The organism is Azospirillum sp. A29, from assembly GCF_042604625.1.
In the GTDB taxonomy this organism is placed as follows: Bacteria; Pseudomonadota; Alphaproteobacteria; order Azospirillales; family Azospirillaceae; genus Azospirillum; species Azospirillum palustre.
Genome location: NZ_CP170466.1, coordinates 1,679,496 through 1,704,672 on the forward strand (window position 1 = coordinate 1,679,496; position 25,177 = coordinate 1,704,672).

26 protein-coding genes are annotated in these 25,177 nt (G+C 69.7%); 15 read left to right on the forward strand and 11 right to left on the reverse strand.

Annotation, left to right across the window (positions count from 1 at the left end; all coding sequences use genetic code 11):
* Positions 1–56 precede the first annotated feature (56 nt).
* Positions 57–4,604 (forward strand): glutamate synthase large subunit, encoded by a 4,548-nt coding sequence (gene gltB / locus ABNQ38_RS22880; RefSeq protein ID WP_377808194.1) that lies wholly within the window; start codon positions 57–59, stop codon positions 4,602–4,604.
* Positions 4,605–4,713: 109 nt separating this feature from the next.
* Here the strand turns inward: gltB and ABNQ38_RS22885 are convergent, their stop codons facing one another.
* The 3 genes from ABNQ38_RS22885 to ABNQ38_RS22895 form a co-directional block, all read right to left on the reverse strand.
* Positions 4,714–5,220, reverse strand: a complete 507-nt coding sequence (locus tag ABNQ38_RS22885; protein ID WP_377808195.1) for a GNAT family N-acetyltransferase — start codon at positions 5,218–5,220, stop codon at positions 4,714–4,716.
* On the reverse strand, positions 5,217–5,867 hold the full coding sequence (locus ABNQ38_RS22890; protein ID WP_377808196.1) for a glutathione S-transferase family protein: 651 nt from the start codon (positions 5,865–5,867) through the stop codon (positions 5,217–5,219). Before ABNQ38_RS22890 ends, ABNQ38_RS22885 begins: the two co-directional genes overlap by 4 nt.
* Positions 5,868–5,952: 85 nt before the next feature.
* A complete protein-coding gene (locus ABNQ38_RS22895; RefSeq protein WP_377808197.1) occupies positions 5,953–7,110 on the reverse strand; it encodes a GGDEF domain-containing protein in 1,158 nt (385 codons plus the stop codon).
* A gap of 236 nt (positions 7,111–7,346) precedes the next feature.
* Between ABNQ38_RS22895 and ABNQ38_RS22900 the strand changes: the two genes are divergently transcribed.
* From ABNQ38_RS22900 to ABNQ38_RS22910, 3 genes are all read left to right on the forward strand, one after another.
* The gene (locus tag ABNQ38_RS22900; RefSeq protein WP_377808198.1) at positions 7,347–8,726 is read left to right on the forward strand and encodes a leucyl aminopeptidase family protein; all 1,380 of its coding nucleotides are present in this window, start codon (positions 7,347–7,349) and stop codon (positions 8,724–8,726) included.
* A gap of 69 nt (positions 8,727–8,795) precedes the next feature.
* The gene (locus ABNQ38_RS22905; protein ID WP_377808199.1) at positions 8,796–9,665 is read left to right on the forward strand and encodes an AraC family transcriptional regulator; all 870 of its coding nucleotides are present in this window, start codon (positions 8,796–8,798) and stop codon (positions 9,663–9,665) included.
* Between the two features lie 44 nt (positions 9,666–9,709).
* Positions 9,710–10,180 carry a DUF2000 family protein gene (locus tag ABNQ38_RS22910; protein WP_377808200.1) on the forward strand — a complete coding sequence of 157 codons (471 nt, stop codon included), beginning with the start codon at positions 9,710–9,712 and terminating at the stop codon, positions 10,178–10,180.
* A 53-nt stretch (positions 10,181–10,233) separates the two neighbouring features.
* On the opposite strand, the gene ABNQ38_RS22915 is transcribed toward ABNQ38_RS22910, so the two are convergent.
* Together ABNQ38_RS22915 and ABNQ38_RS22920 are read right to left on the reverse strand one after the other, a co-directional pair.
* On the reverse strand, positions 10,234–11,430 hold the full coding sequence (locus ABNQ38_RS22915; protein ID WP_377808201.1) for a sensor histidine kinase: 1,197 nt from the start codon (positions 11,428–11,430) through the stop codon (positions 10,234–10,236).
* 69 nt (positions 11,431–11,499) lie between these two features.
* Positions 11,500–11,997: a low molecular weight protein-tyrosine-phosphatase gene (locus ABNQ38_RS22920; RefSeq protein WP_377810108.1), complete on the reverse strand. Its 498-nt coding sequence runs from the start codon at positions 11,995–11,997 to the stop codon at positions 11,500–11,502.
* 109 nt (positions 11,998–12,106) lie between these two features.
* Between ABNQ38_RS22920 and cobB the strand changes: the two genes are divergently transcribed.
* Positions 12,107–12,847 carry a Sir2 family NAD+-dependent deacetylase gene (gene cobB, locus ABNQ38_RS22925; RefSeq protein WP_377808203.1) on the forward strand — a complete coding sequence of 247 codons (741 nt, stop codon included), beginning with the start codon at positions 12,107–12,109 and terminating at the stop codon, positions 12,845–12,847.
* Positions 12,840–13,451: a uracil-DNA glycosylase family protein gene (locus tag ABNQ38_RS22930; protein ID WP_377808204.1), complete on the forward strand. Its 612-nt coding sequence runs from the start codon at positions 12,840–12,842 to the stop codon at positions 13,449–13,451. The genes cobB and ABNQ38_RS22930 overlap by 8 nt, the downstream gene beginning before the upstream one ends.
* A gap of 31 nt (positions 13,452–13,482) precedes the next feature.
* Here ABNQ38_RS22930 and ABNQ38_RS22935 read toward each other — a convergent pair whose 3' ends face one another.
* The gene (locus tag ABNQ38_RS22935; protein ID WP_083896940.1) at positions 13,483–13,833 is read right to left on the reverse strand and encodes a metallopeptidase family protein; all 351 of its coding nucleotides are present in this window, start codon (positions 13,831–13,833) and stop codon (positions 13,483–13,485) included.
* 142 nt (positions 13,834–13,975) lie between these two features.
* Here ABNQ38_RS22935 and ABNQ38_RS22940 point away from each other — a divergent pair, with 142 nt between their 5' ends.
* Together ABNQ38_RS22940 and ABNQ38_RS22945 are read left to right on the forward strand one after the other, a co-directional pair.
* Positions 13,976–14,278 carry a 4a-hydroxytetrahydrobiopterin dehydratase gene (locus ABNQ38_RS22940; protein WP_377808205.1) on the forward strand — a complete coding sequence of 101 codons (303 nt, stop codon included), beginning with the start codon at positions 13,976–13,978 and terminating at the stop codon, positions 14,276–14,278.
* Positions 14,279–14,402: 124 nt separating this feature from the next.
* On the forward strand, positions 14,403–14,714 hold the full coding sequence (locus tag ABNQ38_RS22945; protein WP_377808206.1) for a polyhydroxyalkanoic acid system family protein: 312 nt from the start codon (positions 14,403–14,405) through the stop codon (positions 14,712–14,714).
* Positions 14,715–14,766: 52 nt separating this feature from the next.
* Here the strand turns inward: ABNQ38_RS22945 and ABNQ38_RS22950 are convergent, their stop codons facing one another.
* Genes ABNQ38_RS22950 through ABNQ38_RS22960 form a run of 3 tightly spaced genes read right to left on the reverse strand, consistent with a single transcriptional unit; the run spans position 14,767 to position 17,903 of the window.
* Complete coding sequence (locus ABNQ38_RS22950; RefSeq protein ID WP_377808207.1) at positions 14,767–15,810, reverse strand: site-specific tyrosine recombinase XerD; 1,044 nt, start codon at positions 15,808–15,810, stop codon at positions 14,767–14,769.
* 43 nt (positions 15,811–15,853) lie between these two features.
* Entirely contained in the window at positions 15,854–17,782 is a 1,929-nt protein-coding gene (locus ABNQ38_RS22955) for a hypothetical protein (RefSeq protein ID WP_377808208.1), read from the reverse strand.
* The gene (locus tag ABNQ38_RS22960) at positions 17,763–17,903 is read right to left on the reverse strand and encodes a hypothetical protein (protein WP_167393297.1); all 141 of its coding nucleotides are present in this window, start codon (positions 17,901–17,903) and stop codon (positions 17,763–17,765) included. The genes ABNQ38_RS22955 and ABNQ38_RS22960 overlap by 20 nt, the downstream gene beginning before the upstream one ends.
* A 308-nt stretch (positions 17,904–18,211) precedes the next feature.
* On the opposite strand from ABNQ38_RS22960, the gene ABNQ38_RS22965 reads away from it, so the two are divergent.
* From ABNQ38_RS22965 to ABNQ38_RS22985, 5 genes are all read left to right on the forward strand, one after another.
* A complete protein-coding gene (locus ABNQ38_RS22965) occupies positions 18,212–18,973 on the forward strand; it encodes a shikimate kinase (protein WP_377808210.1) in 762 nt (253 codons plus the stop codon).
* 51 nt (positions 18,974–19,024) lie between these two features.
* Positions 19,025–20,170: a 3-dehydroquinate synthase gene (aroB, locus tag ABNQ38_RS22970; protein WP_377808211.1), complete on the forward strand. Its 1,146-nt coding sequence runs from the start codon at positions 19,025–19,027 to the stop codon at positions 20,168–20,170.
* Between the two features lie 117 nt (positions 20,171–20,287).
* Positions 20,288–20,776 carry an SRPBCC family protein gene (locus tag ABNQ38_RS22975; protein ID WP_377808212.1) on the forward strand — a complete coding sequence of 163 codons (489 nt, stop codon included), beginning with the start codon at positions 20,288–20,290 and terminating at the stop codon, positions 20,774–20,776.
* Positions 20,777–20,954: 178 nt separating this feature from the next.
* Positions 20,955–21,416 carry a CBS domain-containing protein gene (locus ABNQ38_RS22980; RefSeq protein ID WP_376957943.1) on the forward strand — a complete coding sequence of 154 codons (462 nt, stop codon included), beginning with the start codon at positions 20,955–20,957 and terminating at the stop codon, positions 21,414–21,416.
* A 114-nt stretch (positions 21,417–21,530) separates the two neighbouring features.
* Positions 21,531–22,178, forward strand: coding sequence for a DUF2889 domain-containing protein (locus tag ABNQ38_RS22985; protein WP_377808213.1), 648 nt, complete (start codon positions 21,531–21,533; stop codon positions 22,176–22,178).
* 58 nt (positions 22,179–22,236) lie between these two features.
* Here the strand turns inward: ABNQ38_RS22985 and ABNQ38_RS22990 are convergent, their stop codons facing one another.
* On the reverse strand, positions 22,237–22,704 hold the full coding sequence (locus tag ABNQ38_RS22990; protein WP_377808214.1) for a ribbon-helix-helix domain-containing protein: 468 nt from the start codon (positions 22,702–22,704) through the stop codon (positions 22,237–22,239).
* Between the two features lie 302 nt (positions 22,705–23,006).
* Positions 23,007–23,282, reverse strand: coding sequence for a BolA family transcriptional regulator (locus ABNQ38_RS22995; RefSeq protein ID WP_085087049.1), 276 nt, complete (start codon positions 23,280–23,282; stop codon positions 23,007–23,009).
* A gap of 210 nt (positions 23,283–23,492) precedes the next feature.
* On the opposite strand from ABNQ38_RS22995, the gene ABNQ38_RS23000 reads away from it, so the two are divergent.
* Both ABNQ38_RS23000 and cobS read left to right on the forward strand, forming a co-directional pair.
* Complete coding sequence (locus ABNQ38_RS23000; protein WP_377810109.1) at positions 23,493–24,077, forward strand: J domain-containing protein; 585 nt, start codon at positions 23,493–23,495, stop codon at positions 24,075–24,077.
* Between the two features lie 74 nt (positions 24,078–24,151).
* On the forward strand, positions 24,152–25,156 hold the full coding sequence (gene cobS, locus ABNQ38_RS23005) for a cobaltochelatase subunit CobS (RefSeq protein WP_377808215.1): 1,005 nt from the start codon (positions 24,152–24,154) through the stop codon (positions 25,154–25,156).
* Positions 25,157–25,177 lie beyond the last annotated feature (21 nt).

Sequence of the window (25,177 nt, forward strand, 5' to 3'; positions counted from 1 at the left end):
GGGGGCCTTCCCTTCGGCCCCCCAGGTCAACGTCCAGACTGTGAAAGGGTCGTTCCATGACCACCGAATTGAACCAGGGTGAGCAGTTCGTCGCCGATTTCCGCGCCAACGCCGCGGCGCTGACCACTGCCCACGCCTACAATCCGGCCGACGAGCACGACGCCTGCGGCGTCGGTTTCATCGCCGCGATCGACGGCAAGCCCCGCCGCTCGGTGGTCGAAAAAGGCATCGAAGCCCTGAAGGCGGTCTGGCACCGCGGTGCGGTGGACGCCGACGGCAAGACCGGCGACGGCGCCGGCATCCATGTCCAAGTGCCGCAGAAGTTCTTCAAGGACCATGTCAAGATCATCGGCCACCTGCCGCCGGAGAACAATCTGGCGGTCGGTCAGGTCTTCCTGCCGCGCATCAGCCTGGACGCCCAGGAAGCCTGCCGCTGCATCGTCGAGACCGAGATCCTGGCCTTCGGCTACTACATCTACGGTTGGCGCCAGGTGCCGATCAACGTCGACATCATCGGCGAGAAGGCCAACGCCACCCGGCCCGAGATCGAACAGATCATCATCGGCAACGCCAAGGGCGTGTCGGACGAGCAGTTCGAACTCGACCTCTACATCATCCGCCGCCGGATCGAGAAGGCGGTGCAGAACGAGCGCATCAACGACTTCTACATCTGCTCGCTGTCGGCGCGCTCGATCATCTACAAGGGCATGTTCCTCGCCGAACAGCTGTCCACCTTCTACCCGGACCTGACCGACGACCGCTTCGAGTCGTCCTTCGCCATCTACCACCAGCGCTATTCGACCAACACCTTCCCGACCTGGCCGCTGGCTCAGCCTTTCCGCATGCTCGCCCACAACGGCGAGATCAACACGCTGAAGGGCAACGTCAACTGGATGAAGGCGCACGAGACCCGGATGGAGCATCCGGTGTTCGGCGCCAACATGGGCGACCTGAAGCCGGTGATCGGCGTCGGCCTGTCGGACTCGGGCGCGCTCGACAGCGTGTTCGAGGTGATGGTCCGCGCCGGCCGCACCGCCCCCATGGTCAAGATGATGCTGGTGCCGCAGGCGCTGACCAGCTCGCAGACCACGCCGGACAACCACAAGGCGCTGATCGCCTACTGCAACTCGGTGATGGAGCCGTGGGACGGCCCGGCCGCGCTGGCGATGACCGACGGCCGCTGGATCGTCGGCGGCATGGACCGTAACGGCCTGCGCCCGATGCGCTACACCATCACCACCGACGGCCTGATCATCGGCGGCTCCGAGACCGGCATGGTCAAGATCGAGGAGAACCAGGTGGTCGAGAAGGGCCGCCTCGGGCCGGGGGAGATGATCGCCGTCGATCTCCAGGCCGGCAAGCTGTTCAACGACCGTGAGCTGAAGGACCATCTGGCCGCCCAGAAGCCCTGGGGCCAGTGGGTCAAGAACACCACGCACCTGGACGAGCTGGTGAAGACCGCCGCGCTGAAGGGCGAGCCGTCGGAGATGGAGAAGGAGGAGCTGCGCCGTCGCCAGATGGCCTTCGGCCTCGCCATGGAAGACATGGAACTGATCCTCCACCCGATGGCGGAGGACGGCAAGGAGGCCGTCGGCTCGATGGGCGACGACAGCCCCATCGCCGTGCTGTCCGACAAGTACCGCGGCCTGCACCACTTCTTCCGCCAGAACTTCTCCCAGGTCACCAATCCGCCCATCGATAGCTTGCGCGAGCGCCGGGTGATGAGCCTGAAGACGCGTCTGGGCAATCTCGGCAACATCCTGGACGAGGATGAGAGCCAGACCCGGTTGCTGCAACTCGACAGCCCGGTGCTGACCACCGCCGAATTCCACGCCATGCGGGACTATATGGCCGACACCGCGGCGGTGATCGACGCCACCTTCCCGGTGGACGGCGGCCCCGACGCCCTGCGCGACGCGCTGCGCCGCATCCGCCAGGAGGCGGAGGACGCCGTGCGCGGCGGCGCCAACCACGTCACCCTGACCGACGAGGCGATGGGCCCGGCCCGCGCCGCCATCCCGGCCATCCTGGCGACCGGCGCGGTCCACACCCACCTGATCCGCTCCAACCTGCGCACCTTCACCTCGCTGAACCTGCGCACGGCGGAGTGCCTGGACACCCATTACTTCGCGGTGCTGATCGGCGTCGGCGCCACCACCGTCAACGCCTATCTGGCGCAGGAGGCGGTGGCCGAGCGCCAGCGCCGCGGCCTGCTCGGCTCGCTGTCGCTGGAAAAGGCGATGACGAACTACAAGAAGGCCATCGACGACGGCCTGCTGAAGATCATGTCCAAGATGGGCATCTCGGTCATCAGCAGCTATCGCGGCGGCGGCAACTTCGAGGCCATCGGCCTCAGCCGCGCCCTGGTCGCCGAGCATTTCCCGGCGATGGTCAGCCGCATCTCCGGCATCGGCCTGAACGGCATCCAGAAGAAGGTTCTGGAGCAGCATGCGCTGGCCTATGCCGGCGAGGCGCTGCCGCTGCCGGTCGGCGGTTTCTACCGCTTCCGCAAGTCGGGCGACCGCCATGGCTGGGAGGGTGGGATCATCCACACCCTGCAGCAGGCCGTTACCAACGACAGCTACACCACCTTCAAGAAGTATTCCGAGCAGGTGAACAAGCGGCCGCCGATGCAGCTGCGCGACCTGCTGGAGTTCCGCACCACCAAGGCCGCCGTTCCGGTTGACGAGGTCGAGAGCATCACCTCGATCCGCAAGCGCTTCATCACACCGGGCATGTCGATGGGCGCGCTGTCGCCCGAGGCGCACGGCACGCTGAACGTCGCGATGAACCGCATCGGCGCCAAGTCCGACTCGGGCGAGGGCGGCGAGGATCCGGCGCGCTTCCGTCCCGACAAGAACGGCGACAACTGGAACTCCGCCATCAAGCAGGTGGCGTCGGGCCGCTTCGGCGTCACCGCCGAGTACCTGAACCAGTGCCGCGAGCTGGAGATCAAGGTCGCCCAGGGCGCCAAGCCCGGCGAGGGCGGCCAGTTGCCCGGCTTCAAGGTGACGGAGATGATCGCGCGGCTGCGTCACTCGACGCCGGGCGTCATGCTGATCAGCCCGCCGCCGCACCACGACATCTATTCCATCGAGGATCTGGCGCAGCTCATCTATGACCTGAAGCAGATCAACCCGGACGCCAAGGTCACGGTGAAGCTGGTCAGCCGGTCGGGCATCGGCACCATCGCCGCCGGCGTGGCGAAGGCCAACGCCGACATCATCCTGATCTCCGGCAACTCCGGCGGCACCGGTGCCAGCCCGCAGACCTCGATCAAGTTCGCCGGCCTGCCCTGGGAGATGGGCCTGTCGGAGGTGCATCAGGTCCTGACGCTGAACAAGCTGCGCCACCGCGTGCGGCTGCGCACCGACGGCGGCCTGAAGACCGGCCGCGACATCGTCATCGCCGCCATGCTCGGCGCGGAAGAGTTCGGCATCGGCACCGCCAGCCTGATCGCCATGGGCTGCATCATGGTCCGGCAGTGCCATTCCAACACCTGCCCGGTCGGCGTCTGCGTGCAGGACGAGAAGCTGCGCGAGAAGTTCGTCGGCTCGCCGGAGAAGGTCGTCAACCTCTTCACCTTCCTGGCCGAAGAGGTCCGCGAGATCCTGGCCAAGCTGGGCTTCCGCTCGCTGACCGAGGTGATCGGCCGCACCGACCTGCTGCATCAGGTCAGCCGCGGCGGCGCCCACCTCGACGACCTCGACCTCAACCCGCTGCTGGCCCAGGTCGATCCCGGCGAGAACGCGCGCTACTGCACGCTCCAGGGCCGCAACGAGGTTCCGGACACGCTGGACGCCCGCATCGTCGCCGACGCCCGTCCGCTGTTCGAGGAAGGCGAGAAGATGCAGCTCGCCTACAACGCCCGCAACACGCAGCGCGCCATCGGCACGCGGCTATCGTCGATGGTGACGCGGAAGTTCGGCATGTTCGGGCTGCAGCCCGGCCACATCACCGTCCGTCTGCGCGGCACCGCCGGCCAGTCGCTGGGCGCCTTCGCGGTCCAGGGCATCAAGCTGGAGGTGATGGGCGACGCCAACGACTATGTCGGCAAGGGCCTGTCGGGCGGCACCATCGTCGTCCGTCCGGCGACCAGCAGCCCGCTGGAGTCGAACAAGAACACCATCATCGGCAACACGGTGCTGTACGGCGCCACCGCCGGCAAGCTGTTCGCCGCCGGTCAGGCCGGCGAGCGGTTCGCGGTGCGCAACTCCGGCGCCACCGTGGTGGTGGAGGGCTGCGGCTCCAACGGCTGCGAGTACATGACGGGCGGTACGGCGGTCATCCTGGGCAAGGTCGGCGACAATTTCGGCGCCGGCATGACCGGGGGCATGGCCTACATCTACGACCCGGAGGACTCGCTGCCGCTCTTCATCAACGAAGAGAGCGTCATCTTCCAGCGGATCGAGGTGCCCCATTACGAGGCCCAGCTCCGTACGCTGATCGAGGAGCACGTCGCCGAGACGCAGAGCCGTTTCGCCGCCGAGATCCTCAACGACTGGCAGCGTGAACTCGGCCACTTCTGGCAGGTGGTTCCGAAGGAGATGCTGCACCGTCTGGCCGTGCCGGTGACCCTGCCGCGCGCCATCCCGGCGGAGTGACGACACCCCCCTGCCCCGCCCTCACCGGCGGGGCGGCGGGCGGATAGGGGAACGGCGCGCCATCCGGCAGGACGGCGCGCCGTTTTCCGTTTCAGCCGATCGGAACAGGCTACAGATCCTGCTCCATCACAATGCTGTCGAAGCGGTTGCCCGGCGGAAACTCCATCGAATTCCAGCCGGTCGCCACGAAGCCGGCGGAGGCATAGAACTCTTCCGCCACCAGACTGGCGTAGCACAGCATCCGCAATGCGCCCGCCGCGGCGGCATCGGCGAAGCAGCGGTCGAGCAGCGCCCGTCCGACGCCGCGGCGCAGCCGGTCGGGATGGGTGGCGAAGTGCCGGACATGGGCCAGCCCAGGCTGGGGCGGACGCGCCGGCTCGCCCGGCCAGTCGAAGCTCCAGCCGCCGCAACCCGCCGGCGTGCCGTCTGCGGCCTCCGCCAGGTAATAGGTGCCGGCGCTCAGCAGCGCCGGATTCGAGCGGGTGATGATGGGCAGCACCCGTTCCATCACCTCAGGCGGATAGCCGGCCGGCATCAGGGTCGGGTAGCAGGCCGACAGCACCGAGTTCACCGCCGGGGCGTCCTCCGGCCGCGCAATGCGGACGGTGAAGCTCACGGTTCGAATTCCCATGGCTCCGCCTTGGCCGCCGCGATCCACTCCCGCATCGCCGGCAGCGCCAGCACGGCGTCCATATAGGCGCGCGACACCGGCGACACCGCGACGCCGTAGGTCTCCAGCCGCGTCACCACCGGGGCGAACATGGCGTCGGCGATGGTGAAGGCGCCGAACAGGAAGGGTCCGCCGGCCGGGCCGCCGAAGCGGGTGCGGGCATCGGCCCACAGCGCCTCGATCCGGGCGATGTCGGCGGCGGTCGCCTCGGTCATGCCCTGGCCCTTGCGGTCGCGCTTGAGGTCCATCGGCATGGTGGTGCGCAGGGAGACGAAGCCGGAATGCATCTCCGCCGACACCGAGCGCGCCACCGCCCGCGCCACCCGGTCCGCCGGCCACAGCCCGGCCTCCGGCGCCAGTTCCGCCACATACTCGCAGATCGCCAGCGAGTCCCAGACGGTCAGCCCGTCATGGATCAGGGCGGGCACGCGGCCGGACGGCGACCGTTCGGCGATGCGCGCAGCGGTGTCCGGCTGGCGCAGGGCGATCCCCGTCTCGTCAAAGGCGACCCCGGCCTGCCTGAGGGCCAGCCATGGGCGCAGCGACCAGGACGAATAGGCCTTGTTCCCCATCACCAGGGTCGGATCGGACATCGGACGGCACCTTTCGCGCGGAGGGAAATACGATGGGAACGGTTGGAGCGACGGATTGCGCATTCGCGCAACCGGCTCCCCCTTCTTACGCCGGCACAAGGTTCTGGGGAACCCGTGGCGCGTGCGCGACGCGGTTGCGGCCGTCGCGCTTGGCCTCGTAGAGCGCCATGTCCGCAGCATGGACGAGGTCGGGCCAGCGTTCCCCCAGCCGGGCGACCTGGGCGACGCCGATGCTGGCCGTCACCCCCAGCGCGGCGCCCTGATGCTGGAACGGTATCGCCTGGATGGCCTCGCGGATCCGCTCGGCGACCGGCAGCGCGTCGGATGTGCGCAATTCCGGCAGGAACAGCAGGAACTCCTCCCCGCCCATCCGCGCCAGCACATCGTCGGGGCGCTTCAGGTTGCGCAGAGTCGCCGCCACGGCGACCAGCACGGTATCGCCGGCGGCATGGCCGAACCGGTCGTTGATCCGCTTGAAATGGTCGAGGTCGATGCAGAAGACGGTGTCGCCGGGACGCAGATGGCCGGGCACCATCCGTTCCAGCCAGCGCCGGTTGCCGACGCCGGTCAGGCTGTCCAGTTCCGCCATCAGGCTCAGCTTGCGCTCCGCCCGGTCGGTCGCGACACTGTAGATCAGGATCGAGACGGCGAAATTGCCCAGGATCTGGATAAAGAACTCCCAGGCCAGCCAGGGCACGAAATCCGCGACGAAGAGAACGGCCGCGGCCCCCAGCAGGAACGACGCCCCGCTGAGCGCCAGCACCGCCGCCAGCGGCCGGCAGGACGGCAACTGCTCGACCCGCCGGAGTCGGGTCACGATCCGCGCCGCCAGCATCAGGCAAAGCGCCGCATTCAGATGGAAAACGGTGGCGCGAAGCTGGTTGTCCAGGTGGAAGCCGGTCGCCCAGGCGACGATCCAGACCGCAAGCGGATAGACCGCCAGCAGGCGCCACCCCCGCGGCAGGCGCCCGGATCGCAGCCGTTCCATCCCCAGCGCCAGCAATCCATGCCCGACCAGACCGAGCATCAGGCTGCCCAGGGTCCAGACCGGCTTCGGCAGCATGGCATGCTCGCCGAAGCCGGCCAGGACGCCGCCGAACCCCACCAGGGAAAATGCCGCCGCCAGCGTGCCGAATCCCGAGGCGGGGGCGTCCCGCCACCGCGCGAGCAGAAACACGGCCGCCCCCACCAGAAGCGACGACTGGTACAGAAACAGCACGGTGGCGATGTCGAGCACAATCATAGACGGCAACGCCGGTTGATTATCACAGGCACTTATACCCTGAACGTCGCTGTCGGTGAACCGGGTCGGCGAACCGGACGCCCGTCGCCCATGCCGGTCGAAGGAAACATCCATCCGAAAAGCGTTTCACTCCGTTTCACGCCACCCCTTTCCAGCCGGAGCCGGCCGCGCCATCCTTGGGGGATGGGCATCCGCATCGGATGCGTGACGTGATCTCGTGAAAAGGATTCCCCGTCTTGCTCGCCACCCTGCTTGCCGTCGACGGTCCCGACACCGTCGCCCTCACCCCCGTGACCAAGGCCGGTCTGGCCGACTGGCTGGCGGCGCAGTCGCCGGCCGTCGCCTCCTGGGTCAAGGCCGTGGGCTTCACCGGCGAGGCCGGATCGACCGTCTTCCTGCCTGGGCCGGACGGCGCCGTCGCCCGCGTGCTGGCCGGCGTGTCGGCTGTCGACGATCTGTGGGCCTTCGCCGGCCTGCCCGCCTCGCTGCCGGCCGGCTCCTACCGGATCGATGCGGCGCTGGATGCGCGGGCGGCGACGCGGGCGGCGCTGGGCTGGGCGCTCGGCAGCTACCGCTTCAGCCGCTACCGGAAGCCGCCCGAGAAGGGCTTCGCCACCCTGGTCTGGCCGGCGGAGGCCGACCGCGGCGAGGTGGAGCGGGCGGCGACCGCCACCTGGCTGGTGCGCGATCTGGTGAACACCCCGGCCTGCGACATGGGTCCAGCCGAGCTGGCCCAGGCGGCGCAGGATCTGGCCGCCGAGTTCGACGCAGCGGTCGAGGTGATCGTGGGGCAGGATTTGCTCGACCGCGACTATCCGGCCATCCATGCCGTCGGCCGCGCCAGCCCGCGGGCGCCGCGGCTGGTCGACCTGCGCTGGGGCAACCCGGACCATCCGAAGGTGACCATCGTCGGCAAGGGCGTCTGCTTCGACACCGGCGGGCTGGACCTGAAGCCGTCGTCGGGCATGCTGATGATGAAGAAGGACATGGGCGGTGCCGCGCATGCGCTGGCGCTCGGCCGGATGATCATGATGGCCGGGCTGCCGGTGCGGCTGCGCGTGCTGGTGCCGGCGGTGGAGAATGTGGTGTCGGGCGACGCCTTCAAGCCGCTGGACGTGCTGAAGACCCGCAAGGGCCTGACGGTTGAGGTCGGCAACACCGACGCCGAGGGCCGCCTGATCCTGTGCGACGCGCTGGCCGAGGCGGACTCGGAGAAGCCCGAGCTGCTGATCGACTTCGCCACCCTGACCGGTGCCGCCCGCGTGGCGCTGGGCCCCGACCTGCCGGCGCTGATGTCCAACAACGACGCGCTGGCCAACGACCTGACGGAGGCCGGGACCGCGGTCGACGACCCGATGTGGCGGCTGCCGCTGTGGGCGCCCTACCGCAAGGGGCTGGACAGCAAGGTGGCCGACATCAACAACGTCACCACCAACGGCTTCGCCGGCGCCATCACCGCCGGGCTGTTCCTGCAGGAATTCGTGTCGAAGGAGACGCCCTGGGCGCATCTGGATACCTATGCCTGGAACGGCTCTGCCCGCCCAGGCCGTCCGGAGGGCGGCGAGGCGCTGGGCCTGCGCGCCGCCTATGCGGTGATCGCCAAGCGGTTCGGCTGATCGCTGGAGACTGGGGGAAAGGACGGCGGGATGCCTCGCCGTCCGTCGATCCGGTGACGGAGGTGCCGCATGGCCGGAAGCAGGGCCGAAAGGACGACAGGCGGACAGGACGACTGGGTGGCGGTGCGCCGCGATGCGGAGACCGGGATCGAGACCATCCGCGCCCATTTCCGCGGCCATGCCTATGACCTGCACGACCATGACGAGCTGCTGGTCGGCGTCACCGAGCAGGGGGTGCAGGCGTTCCGCTGCCGGCGGCGGCTGCACACCAGCGTTCCCGGCCGCGTCATCCTGATCGAACCCGGCGAGGCGCATGACGGCCACAGCCCGGGTGAGGATGGCTTCACCTACGCCATGCTCTATCTGCCGGTGCCGCTGCTGACCGCCCGCAGCGAGGCGCTGCGCAGCCTGATGCCGCGCGGAACCGGCCTGCCGCTGGGCTTCCGCGACACGCTGGCCGACGATCCCGGCCTTGCGGCGACGATCCGCTCCGCCTTCCTGGCCCTGCACCAGCGCGAAGGACGGCTGGCCCGCGACCTGTCGCTGGACCGGCTGGCGGCGAGGCTGGCCGGCCATCTGGCACCGCCGGAGGAGCATCGGCCACTGCGCCCCGACCGCGCCGCCGCCGTGGTGCGCGACCTGCTGCACACCCGGATGGCCGAGGATGTCGGGCTGGACGAACTGTCCGCCGCAGCCGGCGTCGACCGGTTCCGGCTGAACCGCGCCTTCCGCGCCGCCTTCGGCCTGTCGCCGCACGCCTATCTGGTCCGCCTGCGCCTGCGCACCGCCCGGCGCCGGCTGGCCGACGGCGAGGCGCCGGCCCTGGTGGCGGCGGAGGTCGGGTTCGCCGACCAGAGCCATCTCGGCCGCTGGTTCCGCCGCGCCTATGGCCTGACGCCGGCCGCCTACCGCGAAATGTGCACGAACGTTCCAGACTGACGCACCGTCGTCGGGCATCTGAAGGGGCAAAGGAGATGATTGCCATGCCCGATAGCCCGATGCCCGACAGCCCGATGCCCGAAACCAACCCCGCGGACGCGCCCGTCCGCTTCGACACCAAGGTCGCGCTGGTCATCCGCGCCGATCTGGCGGTCTGGCAGAAGCTGAACGTCGCCGCCTTCCTCGCCACCGGGATCGCCGCCGCGGCGCCGGACGCGCTGGGCGAGGCGTATGTCGACGGCGCCGGCCGCCGCTATGGCCGCATGCTGGGCCAGCCGATGCTGATCTTCACCGCTGACCTCGACCGGCTGCGTGCCGTCCGCGATGCGGCGCTGGAACGGGGCCTGACTCTGGTGCCCTATGTCGCCGCCATGTTCGCCACCGGCCACGACGCCGCCAACCGCGCCGCCTTCCAGGCCGAGAACCCGGATGCCCCCGATCTGGTCGGGCTGGCCCTGCGCGGTCCGAAGAAGGCGATGGACAAGACGGTGAAGGGCCTCGCCCTGCATGGGTAAAGGGCATGGGTGAGGTCGGTGGATGAACGCCACGGGTAGCGTCAACCCGCCCGTCACAGCTCCTGCGGAACGGTGATCGTCACGCTGGTGCCGTCGCCCGGCACGCTGTCGATGGCGAGCCGGCCGCCGAGCGGGCCGGTCACCGTGTTGAACACCACCGCCAGCCCCAGCCCCTTGTGGCCGCGGTTGCGGGCGGTGGTGAAGAAGGCGTCGGTCAGAGTTGGCAGGTTGTGGGCCGGAATGCCGGCGCCGCGGTCGCGGACGGTCAGGCTCCAGGCCGGGACCGCATCCAGCGTCGCCGGCTCCACCGTCACCTCGGCCTCGCCCGGACCGCCGCCATAGCCATGGGCGGCGGCGTTGGCGAACAGATGGTGCAGCACCCGCTCCAGATGCGGGGCATAGCCGATCCAGGGGCAGGCGGCGCCGGGCACGATCCGGATGACCAGCGGCAGCTCGGGATGCTGGACCGCGAACAGGCTCGCCGCATCCTCCGCCAAGCGGCGCAGGTCCAGCGCCTCCAGCGGTTCGGCGGTCTGGCAGGCGGCGATGGCGGAGAAGGCCTCCACCAACTCTACCGCGCGGGCGAGGTTGGCGTCGAGCAGGGCCGCCGGCTCCCGCAGCTCCTCGGTCGACAGCGGGCCGTTGCCGGGACGGGCCAGATCCTGCAAATGGCTGGCCGCGGTGACGCAGACGCCGAGCGGCGTGTTCAGCTCATGCGCCAGCCCGGTCACCGCCTGGGTGATGGCGCGCTGGCGGGCCAGCGCCGATTCGGCAATGCGGGCGCGCCGCTCCAGATCCTCGCGCACCACCCGTTCCGACACATCGCGGATCATGCGGCTGAGTTCGCGCAGCAGCTTCGCCAGCAGGTCGGGCGAGGGCGAGATCAGCGACAGGAACAGGTCGCGCTCCAGTTCGAACACCGTGACCGGCGTGGCGGCGATGACCGAGGCGGAGCGGGAGCCGCCGTCGATCAGCGCCATCTCGCCGAAACAGTCGCCGGCACGGCGGAACCCGACCTCAACCTGAGCGCCGAAGGGATCGTCGCGCACCACGCGCACCGTGCCGTCCAGCAGGACGTAGAGCGAGTCGGCGCTGTCGCCCTCGCGCATCAGGACGGTGCCGGCCGGGGCGGCGAACACCCGCCCGCGCGAGGCCACGGCCGCGCGCTCCTCCGGCGAGAAGGCCTCGAACAGGGCGATGCCGTCGAGGATTCCGCCGGGCGCGGTTGTGCCGGTGGTGGCGCTGGTCATGGTGACGGGATGCTCCGAATGGGCCTTGTCCCGACAGCATAGATCAAGCAGCCGGGAAACCGCGAGACGTTACCCGAGGCTTTCGCGAATCGGAAACCGGCTTTCGCGCGACAGGCGGTCCAGCAGGCTGCGCGACCCGGCCTCGCACAGGTCCAGCACCTGTTCGAACCCGTCGGCGCCGCCATAATAGGGATCGGGCACCTCCCGCCCCTCCAGCCCGTGGGCATCGTCCAGGAACAGGCGCAGCGCCGCGGTGGCGTTGGCCGGCGCGATGCGACGCAGCTGGGCCAGATGGCCGTGGTCCATCGCCAGGATATGGTCGAAGCGGGTGAAGTCGGCCGCCACCACCTTGCGGGCGCGCAAACCCGACAGGTCGACGCCGCGGGCCAGCGCCGCGCGCACCGTGCGCGGGTCGGGCGGTTCGCCGACGTGATAGCTGTGGGTGCCGGCGGAGTCGGCAACCACCAGGGCTCCCAGCCCGGCGCGGTCGGCCAGATGGCGGAACACCCCCTCGGCGGTGGGCGAGCGGCAGATGTTGCCCGTGCAGACGAACAGGACCTTGAGCACCCCTGGCATCCCTCTTCCTCGTTTCCTGCGGCTTTACTTCCGGGCGTGACGAGCGTACGCCGCAACAGTTTTCCACATGACCGGTTTCCGAACCGCTAAGGGGGATCCCATGCCCGCTCCCGCCCTGACCAACCGCCTGCGTCCGACCGACCGGATCGTCATCCTGACCGGGGCCGGGATTTCCAAGGAGTCGGGGCTGGACACCTTCCGCTGCGCCGGCGGCATCTGGAGCCAGGTCGATCTGGAGGATGTGGCGACGCCGGAAGGGTTCGCCCGCGACCCCGATCTGGTCCACCGCTTCTACAACGACCGCCGCCTCGGCCTCGCCGATCCGGCGGTGCAGCCCAACGCCGCGCACAGGGCGTTGGCGGAGCTGGAGCGGCGCTGGAAGGGCAACCTCCTGCTGGTGACGCAGAACATCGACGACCTGCACGAACGCGGCGGGTCGAAGGCGCCGCTGCACATGCATGGCGAGCTGCTGAAGGCCTTCTGCCTGCACTGCCGCACGGTGGTGGAGGTGCAGGGCGACCTGTCGGTGCACGACCATTGCCTGACCTGCGGGCGCAAGGGCGGCATGCGGCCCGACGTGGTGTGGTTCGGCGAGATGCCCTATCAGATGGAGCGCATCCAGCGGGCGCTGGAGGAATGCGACCTGTTCGTATCGGTCGGCACCTCGGGCCATGTCTATCCCGCCGCCGGCTTCGTGGCTGAAGCGCGGTCGTCCGGCGCCTATACGGTCGAGCTGAACCTGGAACCGTCGGAGGGCGCCTCCTATTTCCACAGCTCGATCCACGGCCCGGCCACCCAGGTGGTCCCGGCCTTCGTCCAGGATTTGCTGACGCTTGTCTGAGGAAACCGTTGAAGGCGGTTCGGATCTCGACCGCCTGTTCGCGCGGGTGCGCGCCTGCACGCTGTGTGCGGGGGTGCTGCCCCATGGCTGCCGGCCGGTGCTGCGCGGCAGCCCCACCGCCCGGCTGCTGATCGTCGGGCAGGCGCCCGGCGCGCGGGTGCATGCCAGCGGCATCCCCTGGGACGACGCCTCCGGCGACCGGCTGCGCAAGTGGCTGGCGATGGACCGTCCCGCCTTCTACGACGAATCCCGCATCGCCGTGGTGCCGATGGGGCTGTGCTATCCCGGCACCATGCCCAAGGGCGGCGATTACCCGCCGCGTCCGGAATGCGCGCCGCTGTGGCATCCGCCGCTGCTCGACGCTCTATCGGGCGTGCGGCTGACCCTGCTGATCGGACAGTACGCCCAGGTGCGCTACCTCGGCGACCGCCGCAAGGCGACGATGACGGAAACGGTGGCGAACTGGCGGGAGTACGGCCCGGCCACCATGCCTCTGCCGCACCCGAGCTGGCGCAACACCGCCTGGCTGAACCGCAACCCGTGGTTCGAGGAGGATCTGGTGCCGGCCCTGCGCCGCCGGGTGGCCGACGCGCTGGAGGGCTGAAGGCCCTGCCCTCCCCCGCCTGCTCCCCGCCCTACTCCATCGTCTCGATCCGCTCCATGTCCTCGTCGGAGAAGCCGAAATGGTGGCCGATCTCGTGGATCAGGACATGGCGGACGATGGCCGGCAGCTCCTCCCCCGTCTCGCACCAGTAATCGAGGATCGGGCGGCGGTAGAGGAAGATCATGTCCGGCCCGCCGCGCAGGTCGGCGACGCTTTGCCGCGTCAGATCCACCCCACGATAGAGGCCCAAGAGGTCGAATGGGCTTTCCAGCTCCATCTCCCGCTCGGTATCCTCATCCGGGAAATCCTCGACATGGATCACGAGGTTCCCGACCGGGGCGAGCAGCTCCGCCGGGATTGTGTCGAGCGCCTCTTCGGCCATGCGCTCCAGGTCTTCGACCGTGGGCGGAACCGTATGGGGACCTGAAGGTTTCCGTATCATGCCGCAGAAGGTAGCGAACCGCCGCCCGTTCGCCAAGAAGCTGCGGGCGGCAAAAGAGAGACTTAAGGAAAGGGAGGTCATCATGTCGGATCGTCTTGTCGGCGCGCATCGCCAGACGGCGCTGAAGGAACTGCACGGCTGGGCGGAGGTGCTGGAACGCGACGCCATCCGCAAGACCTACCATTTCGCCGATTTCCCCGCCGCCTGGGGATTCATGAACCAAGTCGCCCTGCTGGCCGAGAAGACCGGCCACCATCCCGAATGGTTCAACGATCTGGGCCGGGTCGAGGTGATCCTCTACACCCGCAAAAGCGACGCCGTGACCCAGGCCGACATCGACTTCGCCCATCGCCTGGACCAGATGGCGCCCCTGCATGACCGCTGAGTGATTGCCGAGTGATTGCCGGGGCGGCCGGCATGGGACCCATCGCCCGCGCCCGGCGTTATTCCTATCCCGCCGCCGACCGGACGGCGGGAGAACAGACCCGTGCAGTGCGGAGCCGCCGACCATGCCGAAACCCCTGACCCTGTCCATCCCCCATTCGCTCGGCCGGGCGGAGGCCAAGCGCCGGCTGGTCGACGGCATGGGCGAGGTGCGGGCGCGCCTCAACGCCGTGTCGGCCAGCGTCGACGACAGCTGGACCGACGACCGCCTGAACTTCCACGTCGTGGCGCTGGCCCAGACCATCGCCGGCCACATCGACGTGCTGGACGACAGGGTCGAGATGGAGGTGCAGCTGCCCTGGGCGCTGGCCCTGCTGGCCGAGAAGATCAAGAACAAGGTCTCGCGCCAGGGCACGCTGATGCTGGAGAAGAAGTAAGGGTTGCGTGGGGAGGTGCGGACCTCGACGCCCCCACCTATCCTTACCTGCCCTACCCCTCCGACGGCTCTTCCACCTTGCGGCGCGCCAGCGGGTGGTGGTCGTGCATGACCTTCTTCAGCCGTTCCGTCACCACATGGGTGTAGATCTGCGTCGTCGCGATGTCGGCATGGCCCAGCATCTTCTGGACGGAGCGCAGGTCGGCGCCATGGTCGAGCAGATGGGTGGCGAAGGCATGGCGCAGGACGTGGGGGCTGACCTTTTCCGGGTCGATGCCGGCGTCGATGGCGAGTTGCTTCAACAATTGGGCGAAGCGCTGGCGCGTCAGGTGCCCGTCGGCGGAGATGCGGGACGGGAACAGGAAGGGGCTGTGGCCTGCCTCCGTACCGCCCGTCGGCGGGATGAAGTGCCCACGGAACGGGATGTAGCCGGCCAGCGCCGCCAGCGCCGGGTCGGACAGCGGCACCATCCGTTCCTTGCCGCCCTTGCCGCGCACCAGCAGGCCGCGGCCGTCGCGCATGATCGCGGTCATCGGCAGGCCGACCAGCTCCGACACGCGCAGGCCGGTGGCGTAGAGCACCTCCAGCAGGGCCACCAGCCTTAGCCCCTCCGGCCCGCCACGCGCCTCGGCGGTGGCCAGCATGGCGCCGACCTCCGCCTCCGTCAGGATCTTGGGCAACGGACGGCCCTGCTTGGGGCTGTCGAGCGGCGAGGCGGGATCGTCGGTGCGGCGGCCTTCCGCCAGCAGGAAGCGGTAGAACTGCCGCATCGCCGACAGCCGCCGCGCCACGGTGCGGGGGGCGCCGTCCTTGCTCTGCACCGCCAGATAGGCGCGCAGATCCTCGGTGCCCGCCGCCTCCAGCGCCACGCTGCGCTGGGCCAGCCAGCGGCCGAGATCGGCGAGGTCGCGTTCATAGGCCAGCCGGGTGTTCACCGCCGCCCCGCGCTCCGCCGTCAGCATGTCGAGGAAGGCGTCCAGATGCGGCGAGGTGGCGAGCGGGCGCGGCTTGCACGGCCGGCCGCGCCGCTTGGCACCGGCTTTGGTGCCGGCTTTGGTGGCGGCCGTCTTGCTGCCGGGGCTTTTGCTGCCGGTCATGGTGTCGGCGTCATGGTGGTGGCGGGCTCCACGGGGCGGAAGGTCATTCGGCGGTTGGATTCGGGGTCTGAACGGAGGGGCCGGCGATGGCGGCCATCGCCTCGCGAACCAGCGCGCGGGCGTCCGGTTCCAGCCCGACCGCCTTCAGGTTGGCCGCCACCCGGGCGGTGACGACGGGCGGCAGGGTGGCCGGTCCGACCTCCCCAAGCAGGATCAGGGCGACGGCCACCGTCTCGCCGATGCGCCCGCCGGCCGCGGCGTCGCCCAGCCGCTGCCACAATGCGGGATCGACGCCGGCCTCGCTGCCGCTGGGCGGGCCGGCGCCGTCGGTGGCGGTCATCCAGGCCTCGTCCGGGATGGCGACGCCGGTGGCCTGGAGCAGCGCCAGCTGGCCGGCGATGCGGCTGCGGGCGGGGGTGTCGGCCCCGCGCAACGCCTCGTCCAGCCAGGCGGTCAGCGCAGCCGGATCGCCGCCGCCCTGGCTGCGTCCTTGTCCGCTCCCTTGGCCCGTCGCCACCGCCGCCAGCGGCCACAGCCAAGCGGTGTCGGCGCTGCGGCCGCTGCGCAGGGCCAGATCGTGCCAGCGCCGTGCCTGATCGAGGCGCCCCTGCGCGTAATAGAGCCGCGCCGCCGCCGGGGCCAGTGCCGCGGCGTCGCCGGTCGGCGACACGCCGTCGAGCAGCCCGGCGGCGGCACCGCCGACCGGCCCGGCGCGCAGGCGCGGATCGACCAGTTCCACCGCCAGCGCGGCCAGCGCAACGCGCCGACGCCCGTCCATCGCCGCCGCCATCGCCTGATGGACCAGCGCGCGGGTGCGGGCGCCGCGGTCGCGCCGGGCGATGTCGCGGACCCGCAGCAGCTCATCCCCCACCGCCGGCACCTGGGCGTAGAGGTCCTGCAACTGCCGGGCATCGAGGAACAGGGAAGCCGCCGCCCGCTCGCCGGCGGCGGCGCGGGTGGTGGGATCGACGGCGGGGTTGGTGGCGATGGCGGCCAGCGCCGGCAGGGTCTCCAGCGGCAGCCGGTCGGGCGGCACGCCGATCCGCGCCGTGCGCATGGCGGCAAGCAGCAGCGCCAGCCCATCCGCATCGGCTTGCAGCGACAGCGAGCGGGCCGGCGGCGGGGCGGCACCGGCCAGCGCCTCGGCAACCGGCAGGAAGGGGTCGGACCGGCGGCTGTCGCGCAAGACCGCCAGCGCCTCGTCCGTGCCGGCCCGGTCGCCGGCGCGGGCACGGCAGAACAGGCCCAGCTTGGCCCAATAGGCGGAGGCGAAGCTCTTGCCGCGGGCCAGCGCACGCGGGCAATCCAGCCCGCCGCGCACCAGCTCCGCATCGGTCAGCGCCCTGGCCGCCGGCTCGTCCGCCACCAGCGCCGCCGGCAGACGCCCGGCCAGCTCGGCCGCCCCGGCGGGATCGCCGAGCCGCGCCAGCTTTTCGATGCGCAGGGCGCCGAGGCGGCGGGGTGGCGGGACTTCCCCGGTCGCGACCGCCGGAGAGCCGGCGCTCAGCAGCAGCCGGCGTTCCAGCGCCTTGACGGTGGGAGACGGGGTGTCGACCGGCAGGGCGGCGATCAGGGGAAGAAGCTCCGCCCGGCCGATGCCGCGCCAGGGGTCGCCGCCCAACCCCTGCAAACCGTCGAGGAGGCCGGCACCGTCCGGGTCGGGCGCCCCCAAGGGCTCGCGCGCGACCGGCGCCGGCCGCGCCACCACGGGGGAGACGGCGGGCGGCGGCGCGACCGCGGGCGGATAGGCCGGCACGATGACCGGAGCGGGTGCGGAAGGCCGGGGCGGGGCGGGGGTTTCCACCGCGGCGTCGGGCGTCAGCCGGACCGGCGGGCCGAAGGCTTGGGCGGCGGCGGCCATGGACCAGCCGGCCGCCAGCAACCCGGCCAGCAGTGGAACGGCTCCCTGTCGGGGATAGCCGGGTCGGATGCTCCCGGCCGATGGTCGGGGCTCAGCGCGGGAAGCGCTCATCCGGCAGAACCTTCTCCACCGTTTTCGACGGAGCCGGCAGGTCCCACGAGGCGAGGAACACCATGCCACCGGCGATCACCAGCAACAGCAGGACGAAGAGGATCGAGAGAAACCGGCTCATGGCACCAGGGACGTGTTGTGTCGGAAAACGGAGGATCGGAGCGGAGCTACCATGTCCTGCATCCGCAGGGCTTGGGACAAGCAAGGGCTTTTCTGCTAAAGCATCCGCGGCTCCGGCCGGCGGCCGAAGGGCGGCGCAGTGTAGCCACAGGTTGGACCGCGGCGCAACCCGTCCACCGGGCCATTCGCCGGCTCCGCAGCAGGATGCGGGGCAGGGCAGGGCGGAACCGGAGCGCTTGTGCCGGCCAGCTTTCGGCGGGTATGAGTGTTGTCTGTTGCAGCGGTGTGACGGCCGGCGAAGACGCCGGCATGCTGGGGCCGGGAGTGCAGGTGGCGGATCGGATGGATGTGATGGGACTGCGCAAGGCGATGACGGCCCAGGGCCCGGGAGCAAGTCCGGGCACGGGCCCGGCGGAGGATGCGGTGCCGCTGCTGCCGCGCACCGTGGTGCTGGTCGGGCTGATGGGGGCGGGCAAGAGCGCCATCGGGCGCCGGCTGGCCACGCGCCTGCACCTGCCCTTCCGCGACGCCGACACCGAGATCGAGGCGGCGGCCGGCTGCACCATCGCCGAAATCTTCGCCCGCGACGGCGAACCGGTCTTCCGCTCCGTCGAACGCCGCATCATCACCCGTCTGGTGAAGGACGAGCCGGTGCATATCCTGGCGACCGGCGGCGGCGCCTTCATGGATCCGGAAACCCGCGCCGCCATCCGCCAGCACGGCGTTTCGGTCTGGCTGCGCGCCGAACTGGACGTTCTGGTCGCCCGCACCGCCCGGCGCACCCACCGCCCCATCCTGAACCAGGGCGATCCGCGCACCATCCTGGGCCGGCTGATGGAGCAGCGCTATCCCGTCTATGCCGAGGCCGACCTGACCGTGGTCAGCGACGAGCGCCCGCCCGACGTGACGGTGGAGCTGGTGATCGACGCGCTGGAGGCGCATTTCGGCGTCCAGCTTCCCCACCGCCAGCCCCAGGGCCAGACCCAGGGCCAAGGCAACGCCCAGCGCGGCGGCCGTCCCGGAAAACCCGACGCCCCAAAGACCGACGCTGCCAAAACCGACGCGCCCTGATCCCCGCCTCCCGCCCCTTGTCATGAACCACCAGCTTCGCGGACTGCCCCGATGACCTCCGTCAACGCCACCACCCCGGCCGCACTCGACACCGTCCGCCTGGAGCTGGGCGCCCGCAGCTACGACATCCTGGTCGGTGACGGGGTGCTGGCCGATGCCGGCGAGCGCATCGCCGCGATCACCCGCGGCCGGGCGCCCATCGTGGTGACCGACGCCAACGTCGCGCCGCTGCATCTGGACACGCTGAACGCGGCGATGCTGGCGGCGGGGATCGCGCCGCAGCCGGCCATCGTCCTGCCAGCCGGCGAGAAGACCAAGGACTTCGCCCATTTCCAGCAGCTGATGGACGACATCCTGGGCCGCGGCATCGAGCGGTCCACCGTCCTGCTGGCGCTGGGCGGCGGGGTGATCGGCGATATCACCGGCTTCGCCGCGGCGTCGGCCCTGCGCGGCATCGACTTCATCCAGGTGCCGACCACGCTGCTGTCCCAAGTCGACAGCTCGGTCGGCGGCAAGACCGGCATCAACAGCCGGCACGGCAAGAACCTGATCGGCGCCTTCCACCAGCCGCGTCTGGTCATCGCCGATACCGCCACGCTGGACACCCTGCCGCGGCGCGAGGTGCTGGCCGGCTATGCCGAGGTGGTGAAATACGGCCTGATCCGCCAGCCCGACTTCTTCGCCTGGCTGGAGCGGAACGGCCGGCGGGTGGTGGACGGCGACAGCGACGCCCGGCGCCACGCGGTGACGGTCAGCTGCCGCGCCAAGGCCGACATCGTCGGCGTCGACGAGCGCGAGAGCGGCGACCGGGCGCTGCTGAACCTGGGCCACACCTTCGGCCATGCGCTGGAGGCGGCGACCGGCTTCGGCCAGACCCTGCTGCATGGCGAAGGGGTGGCGATCGGCATGGTGCTGGCCTTCGACCTGTCGGTCCGGCTCGGGCTGTGCCCGGCCGACGACGCCCGGCGCGCCCGCGCCCATCTGGCCGATGTCGGCCTGCCGGTCCGCCCGGCCGACATCCCCGGCGTCGCCTGGGACGTCGATGGGCTGGTCCGGTCGATGGCGAAGGACAAGAAGGTGCAGGACGGCCGCATCACCTTCATCCTGGCCGACCGCATCGGCAACGCCTTCACCCGCCGCGACGTCGATGCCGCCGCCGTCCGCGCGGTTCTGGACGAGTCGGTCCAGCCCGCCTGATCCCGCCCATCACGGATAATCCGTCTTTCGCACAATAGCAGCGACAGCGGTTGCCCGCCCATACTCGCTCCAAGACCGCGGCCATTCCGTCCGCGGCACCGATGGGGAGGATGGGCGATGAAGGCGATGCTTGGAATGACGGCGGTGGTCGGGCTGCTGCTGGCGGCGGCGCCGGCCATGGCGCTGGAGGTGCGGGAGCAGGCGACGATCAAGGCGCCGGTCGAGCAGGTGTGGAAGCAGATCGCCCCCTTCTGCGCGATCAGCGACTGGCACCCCGCGGTGGAGGGCTGCACCCTGCGCAAGACCGGCGACCGCCAGGAGCGTGACATCGCGCTGAAGGGCGGCGGTGCCCTCCAGGAACGGCTGACCGGCCTTTCCGCCGCCAAGCACCGGCTGCGCTACACCCTGTTGAGCGGGCCACTGCCGGTGAAGAACTACACCTCCACCATCCGGCTGAGCGCGGTGGACGCCCACACCACCCGCATCACCTGGTCCTCGCGCTTCCAGGCCAGCGGCGCCTCCGACGCGGAGGCGCGGAAGACCATCGCCGGCATCTACACCAGCGGCTTCGACGGGCTGCGCAAGCGGCTGGAGTCCGGCCAGTAACAGCGCCGCCGCCAGCAGTGACCCGGCAGTGACCCGGCGCATGCGGGAAGTTCCAGACAATCAGTTCTATTGACGATCGGTCCATCAAGCTGACAGGATCGTGTATGCCGCGCTGCGAAATCGCGGTCGAGTGCATCGTTCGTCCACAAAACCTGCAATCACGAGGGAGATGGGACACATGCCGACACGCCGACTGATGCCCGACGTCATCAAGAACCAGGAACTGACCTGCCTGCCGCCGGGCGCCACCGTGCGCGACGCCGCCACGCTGATGGCGCAGAAGCGCATCGCCGCGGTGCTGGTCACCGAAGGGAGGACGCTGAAGGGCATCGTCACCGAACGCGACATGACCGCCCGCGTGGTCGCGGCCGGGCTCGACCCCGACACCACCCTTCTGTCCTCGGTGATGACCGCCGATCCCGACACGCTGGAGCCCTCGGCCACGGCGCTGGAGGCGCTCGACCTGATGGAGCGGCACCATTACCGCCACCTGCCCATCGCGGTGGACGGCGAGGCGGTCGGCATGGTGTCGATCCGCGACCTGTTCGCCGTGGTGCGCACCCATCTGGAGGACGAACTGCGCAGCCGCGAGGCCTACATGTTCGGCAGCGGCTATTCGGCGGAGGCCACGCTGGGCTGACGGCAAGCTTGACCCATAGGTAACGCTGCGTTGCGGTGGGGTCGGGTTGACCGGGCGCCCGGCCCCACCGATAGTCGAGGGTGAGCCATCCTCTTTGCTGAACTGGAAAGCCCGATGTCCGCGCCCTCGCTGTCCGCCCCCGCCGCGCGCGAGCCGATCCACACCCGTCGTGTCACCTGCCAGGGCTTTCGGCGCGCCGACGGGCTGTGGGACATCGAAGGTCACCTGACCGACGTCAAAAGCTATGGCTTCCACACGGAGGAGCGCGGGCATCTGGAGCCGGGAACCCCGATCCACCAGATGTGGATGCGCCTGACCGTCGACGACAAACTGACCGTCCAGGCGGTGGAGGCGGTCACCGAACACAGCCCCTACAAGGCCTGCGGCAGCATCACGCCGCAGTTCCAGCAGCTGGTGGGCCTGCGCGTCGGACCGGGCTGGACCCGGGCGGTGAAGGACCGGCTGGGCGGAGCGAAGGGCTGCACCCATCTGGTCGAGCTGCTGGGTCCGCTGGCGACCACCGCCTTCCAGACCGTCTACCCGATCCTGGCCCGCGAGGCGGCGGACCGCGCGAAGGCGTCCGGCAAGCCGGCCCAGGACGACGGCAAGCGGCCGGTGCTGCTGAACATGTGCCATATCTTCGACAGCAACGGCGAGGTGGTGCGCAGACATTGGCCTGCGCACTACACCGGCCATGATCGCGCCGGCCCTGAAAACGAAGACCAAAACGAAGACGCCGCCCGGGAAGAGGCGGCGGAATAGGTTAGCCTTCGCCCCGGACGCCCGCCGGAAATCGGCGGCGGGCGCCGGGCGGTGCCGCTCAGGCGTCCAGACCGGGCTGGGCCGGACCTGCGGCCTGGGTCGGGCCAGGGGTCTGACCGGGCGTGGGGAAGCTGCCGCCCGCGGCGACCGCGGCCTTGACACCGTCCTCCTCGTCAGCCATCGGCAGCTCGAACGGCGTGCCGACGAACGGGTCGCTGCCGCCATGGCCGGCCCGCATATGACCGTCCTCGGTGCAGGCCCGCCGGTAATAGGACGCAATGAAGACGCGCACGGCCGATGTCAGGGTGACATCGGCGTCTTCCGGCTTGATGCCCTTGCGGCGCGCCTGTTCCTCGATCCGCTCCTTGATCTGGGTGCAGAGGCGGTTGACGGTCAGGCCTTCCCGACGGCCGATCTCCTCCAGAGCATCCCACATCGACGGTTCCAGCCGCATGCTCGTGCGGTGCCCGCCGATCATGATGTTCTGACTCCTCAGCGGTTCCACCCCCACATGGGAAGTGATCACGCGCTTTTTCTTCGGCCCACGCTTCGCCATCCGCAGCCCCTTCCACGAAGCCGCCGGCGGACATGCGAAGTTTGTGTCCACCACGGCGCGATAAATGGTTGCATATATCATACTTTACTAAACGCAGCGGGAAATGCAACCACGCTAGCGTCTCTCATTCTTACAAGTTTTCCTAAAATCGACTCTTGGTTGCATTCATATGTATGCTGTTTCCGCCGCATCAACCGCTCGTTATTTGAAGCGCACGAACGACCGGTATGAACCTCCTGCGTACGGGATGCGTGCGGGCTTTCCGGCCCCGTTCAGGCCCCGGCTTCACCGGGGGCGTGGGTGGTCAGCCCCAGCGCATGCACCCGCTCGCGCAACTCGTCGGCCAGCAGCGCATAGACCATCCGCTGGCGCTCCACCCGCGACTTGCCGGCGAAGGCGGCGGAGACGACGGTGACGTGGAAGTGGGTTTCCCCGGCGGCGTCCGCCCCGGCATGGCCGGCATGGCGGGCGCTGTCGTCGACGACCTCGAGCCGGTCCGGCGCCAGTCCGGCGGTCAGCTTTTCGCGGATGCGGGTGGCGTATTCCATGGCGGATCCTGATGTCTCGTCGCTGGTCGGGAAGGGATGGGAGCGGCCGCGGCGGGACGTCGTGACCCGGCCGGCGCGCCAACGGTCAGGAGACGGTGCGATCCCTGCCCTGTCAAGCGTCTGTCAAGCCCGGCGACCCGCAGATTGCGGATGACGGAAGCTCGATTCGGCGTGCTTGCCAGAGGCACCGGCTCTTCCCATACTTGCCCGATGACCAGGAACCGCGCCCGCTCCAGTTACGACAGCTACGCCGCCCCGCGCGCGGCCACCCGTGTGTGCGACCATCCCGATTGCGTCGCCGCCGGCGAATATCGTGCGCCGAAAAGCCGCAGCAGCCTCAACGAGTACTGGTGGTTCTGCCTGGAGCATGTCCGGGAGTACAACCGGGCCTGGGACTATTACGCCGGCATGTCCACCGACCAGATCGAGGCGGAGGTGCGGCAGGACACGACCTGGCAGCGGCCAAGCTGGCCGCTCGGCAAATGGGCGACGCAGGAGCGCTTCATCCGCGACCGCGTGGTCAACGGCTTCAGTTTCGAATTCGGCCAGGACACCGGCAAGACGAAGAACGAGGAAAAGGCGCACCGGCGCCACCACGCCCGCACCGAAGAGGAAAAGGCGCTGGCGGTCCTTGAACTGACTCCGCCGGTGGACTTCGCACGGATCAAAGCACGCTATCGGGAGCTTGCGAAAAAGCATCATCCCGATGCCAACGGCGGCGACAAGGCTGCGGAAGAACGCCTGAAAGAAATCAATCAGGCCTACAATACGCTGAAAGCCTGTTATGCTGCCTGAACCCCCGTTGGCGGGCCGGGTCAATCCCGCGGCCGCTGGACAACCGACACTCGCTGGAACGTAAGAAACCACCCATGGCTTCCCAAGGAGCGACCCAGGCCAGCTCGGCCCTGTTTGACCACAAGCCCGACACGACGGTCTCGGTGCGTGAGGTCTTCGGCATCGACAGCGACATGCAGGTGCCGGCCTTCAGCCAGCGCTCGGAGCATGTGCCCGACCTCGACAGCGCCTACCGCTTCGACCGGGACACGACTCTGTCCATCCTCGCCGGCTTCGCCTACAACCGCCGCGTCATGGTCCAGGGCTATCACGGCACCGGCAAGTCGACCCACATCGAGCAGGTCGCGGCCCGGCTGAACTGGCCCTGCATCCGCGTCAACCTGGACAGCCACATCAGCCGCATCGACCTGATGGGCAAGGACGCCATCGTGCTCCGCGACGGCGTGCAGGTCACCGAGTACCGCGAGGGCATCCTGCCCTGGGCCTTGCAGCATGCCTGCGCCCTGGTGTTCGACGAATACGACGCCGGCCGCCCCGACGTGATGTTCGTGATCCAGCGCGTGCTGGAGGTGGAAGGCAAGCTGACGCTGCTCGACCAGAACCGCGTCATCCGCCCGCACCCGGCCTTCCGCCTGTTCGCCACCGCCAACACCGTCGGCCTCGGCGACACCACCGGCCTCTATCACGGCACCCAGCAGATCAACCAGGGCCAGATGGACCGCTGGAACATCGTGGCGACGCTGAACTACCTGCCGGTCGATGCCGAGATGAAGATCGTCCAGGCCAAGGTCGCGTCCTACGACGACGCCCGCGGCCGCGACACGGTGGCGTCGATGGTGCGTCTGGCCGACCTGACCCGCGCCGGCTTCATCAACGGCGACATCTCGACCGTCATGAGCCCGCGCACGGTGATCACCTGGGCCGAGAACGCGAAGATCTTCAACGACGTCGCCTTCGCCTTCCGCATCACCTTCCTGAACAAGTGCGACGAGGTGGAGCGGCCGACGGTGGCCGAATACTACCAGCGCTGCTTCGGCGTGGAGTTGCCGGAGACGGGGGTCCAGGCGAACCTCGTGTGATGTTGTGCGCTGCGCTCTGTC

Excerpts from the sequence above, each read along its gene's own strand:
- gltB (WP_377808194.1), top strand. The coding sequence starts at position 57 with ATGACCACCGAATTGAACCAGGGTGAGCAGTTCGTCGCCGATTTCCGC.
- ABNQ38_RS22890 (WP_377808196.1), bottom strand. The coding sequence starts at position 5,867 with ATGTCCGATCCGACCCTGGTGATGGGGAACAAGGCCTATTCGTCCTGG.
- ABNQ38_RS22895 (WP_377808197.1), bottom strand. The coding sequence starts at position 7,110 with ATGATTGTGCTCGACATCGCCACCGTGCTGTTTCTGTACCAGTCGTCG.
- ABNQ38_RS22905 (WP_377808199.1), top strand. The coding sequence starts at position 8,796 with ATGGCCGGAAGCAGGGCCGAAAGGACGACAGGCGGACAGGACGACTGG.
- ABNQ38_RS22910 (WP_377808200.1), top strand. The coding sequence starts at position 9,710 with ATGCCCGATAGCCCGATGCCCGACAGCCCGATGCCCGAAACCAACCCC.
- ABNQ38_RS22915 (WP_377808201.1), bottom strand. The coding sequence starts at position 11,430 with ATGACCAGCGCCACCACCGGCACAACCGCGCCCGGCGGAATCCTCGAC.
- cobB (WP_377808203.1), top strand. The coding sequence starts at position 12,107 with ATGCCCGCTCCCGCCCTGACCAACCGCCTGCGTCCGACCGACCGGATC.
- ABNQ38_RS22935 (WP_083896940.1), bottom strand. The coding sequence starts at position 13,833 with ATGGCCGAAGAGGCGCTCGACACAATCCCGGCGGAGCTGCTCGCCCCG.
- ABNQ38_RS22940 (WP_377808205.1), top strand. The coding sequence starts at position 13,976 with ATGTCGGATCGTCTTGTCGGCGCGCATCGCCAGACGGCGCTGAAGGAA.
- ABNQ38_RS22945 (WP_377808206.1), top strand. The coding sequence starts at position 14,403 with ATGCCGAAACCCCTGACCCTGTCCATCCCCCATTCGCTCGGCCGGGCG.
- ABNQ38_RS22950 (WP_377808207.1), bottom strand. The coding sequence starts at position 15,810 with ATGACCGGCAGCAAAAGCCCCGGCAGCAAGACGGCCGCCACCAAAGCC.
- ABNQ38_RS22955 (WP_377808208.1), bottom strand. The coding sequence starts at position 17,782 with ATGAGCGCTTCCCGCGCTGAGCCCCGACCATCGGCCGGGAGCATCCGA.
- ABNQ38_RS22960 (WP_167393297.1), bottom strand. The coding sequence starts at position 17,903 with ATGAGCCGGTTTCTCTCGATCCTCTTCGTCCTGCTGTTGCTGGTGATC.
- ABNQ38_RS22965 (WP_377808210.1), top strand. The coding sequence starts at position 18,212 with ATGCTGGGGCCGGGAGTGCAGGTGGCGGATCGGATGGATGTGATGGGA.
- aroB (WP_377808211.1), top strand. The coding sequence starts at position 19,025 with ATGACCTCCGTCAACGCCACCACCCCGGCCGCACTCGACACCGTCCGC.
- ABNQ38_RS22975 (WP_377808212.1), top strand. The coding sequence starts at position 20,288 with ATGAAGGCGATGCTTGGAATGACGGCGGTGGTCGGGCTGCTGCTGGCG.
- ABNQ38_RS22980 (WP_376957943.1), top strand. The coding sequence starts at position 20,955 with ATGCCGACACGCCGACTGATGCCCGACGTCATCAAGAACCAGGAACTG.
- ABNQ38_RS22985 (WP_377808213.1), top strand. The coding sequence starts at position 21,531 with ATGTCCGCGCCCTCGCTGTCCGCCCCCGCCGCGCGCGAGCCGATCCAC.
- ABNQ38_RS22995 (WP_085087049.1), bottom strand. The coding sequence starts at position 23,282 with ATGGAATACGCCACCCGCATCCGCGAAAAGCTGACCGCCGGACTGGCG.
- ABNQ38_RS23000 (WP_377810109.1), top strand. The coding sequence starts at position 23,493 with ATGACCAGGAACCGCGCCCGCTCCAGTTACGACAGCTACGCCGCCCCG.
- cobS (WP_377808215.1), top strand. The coding sequence starts at position 24,152 with ATGGCTTCCCAAGGAGCGACCCAGGCCAGCTCGGCCCTGTTTGACCAC.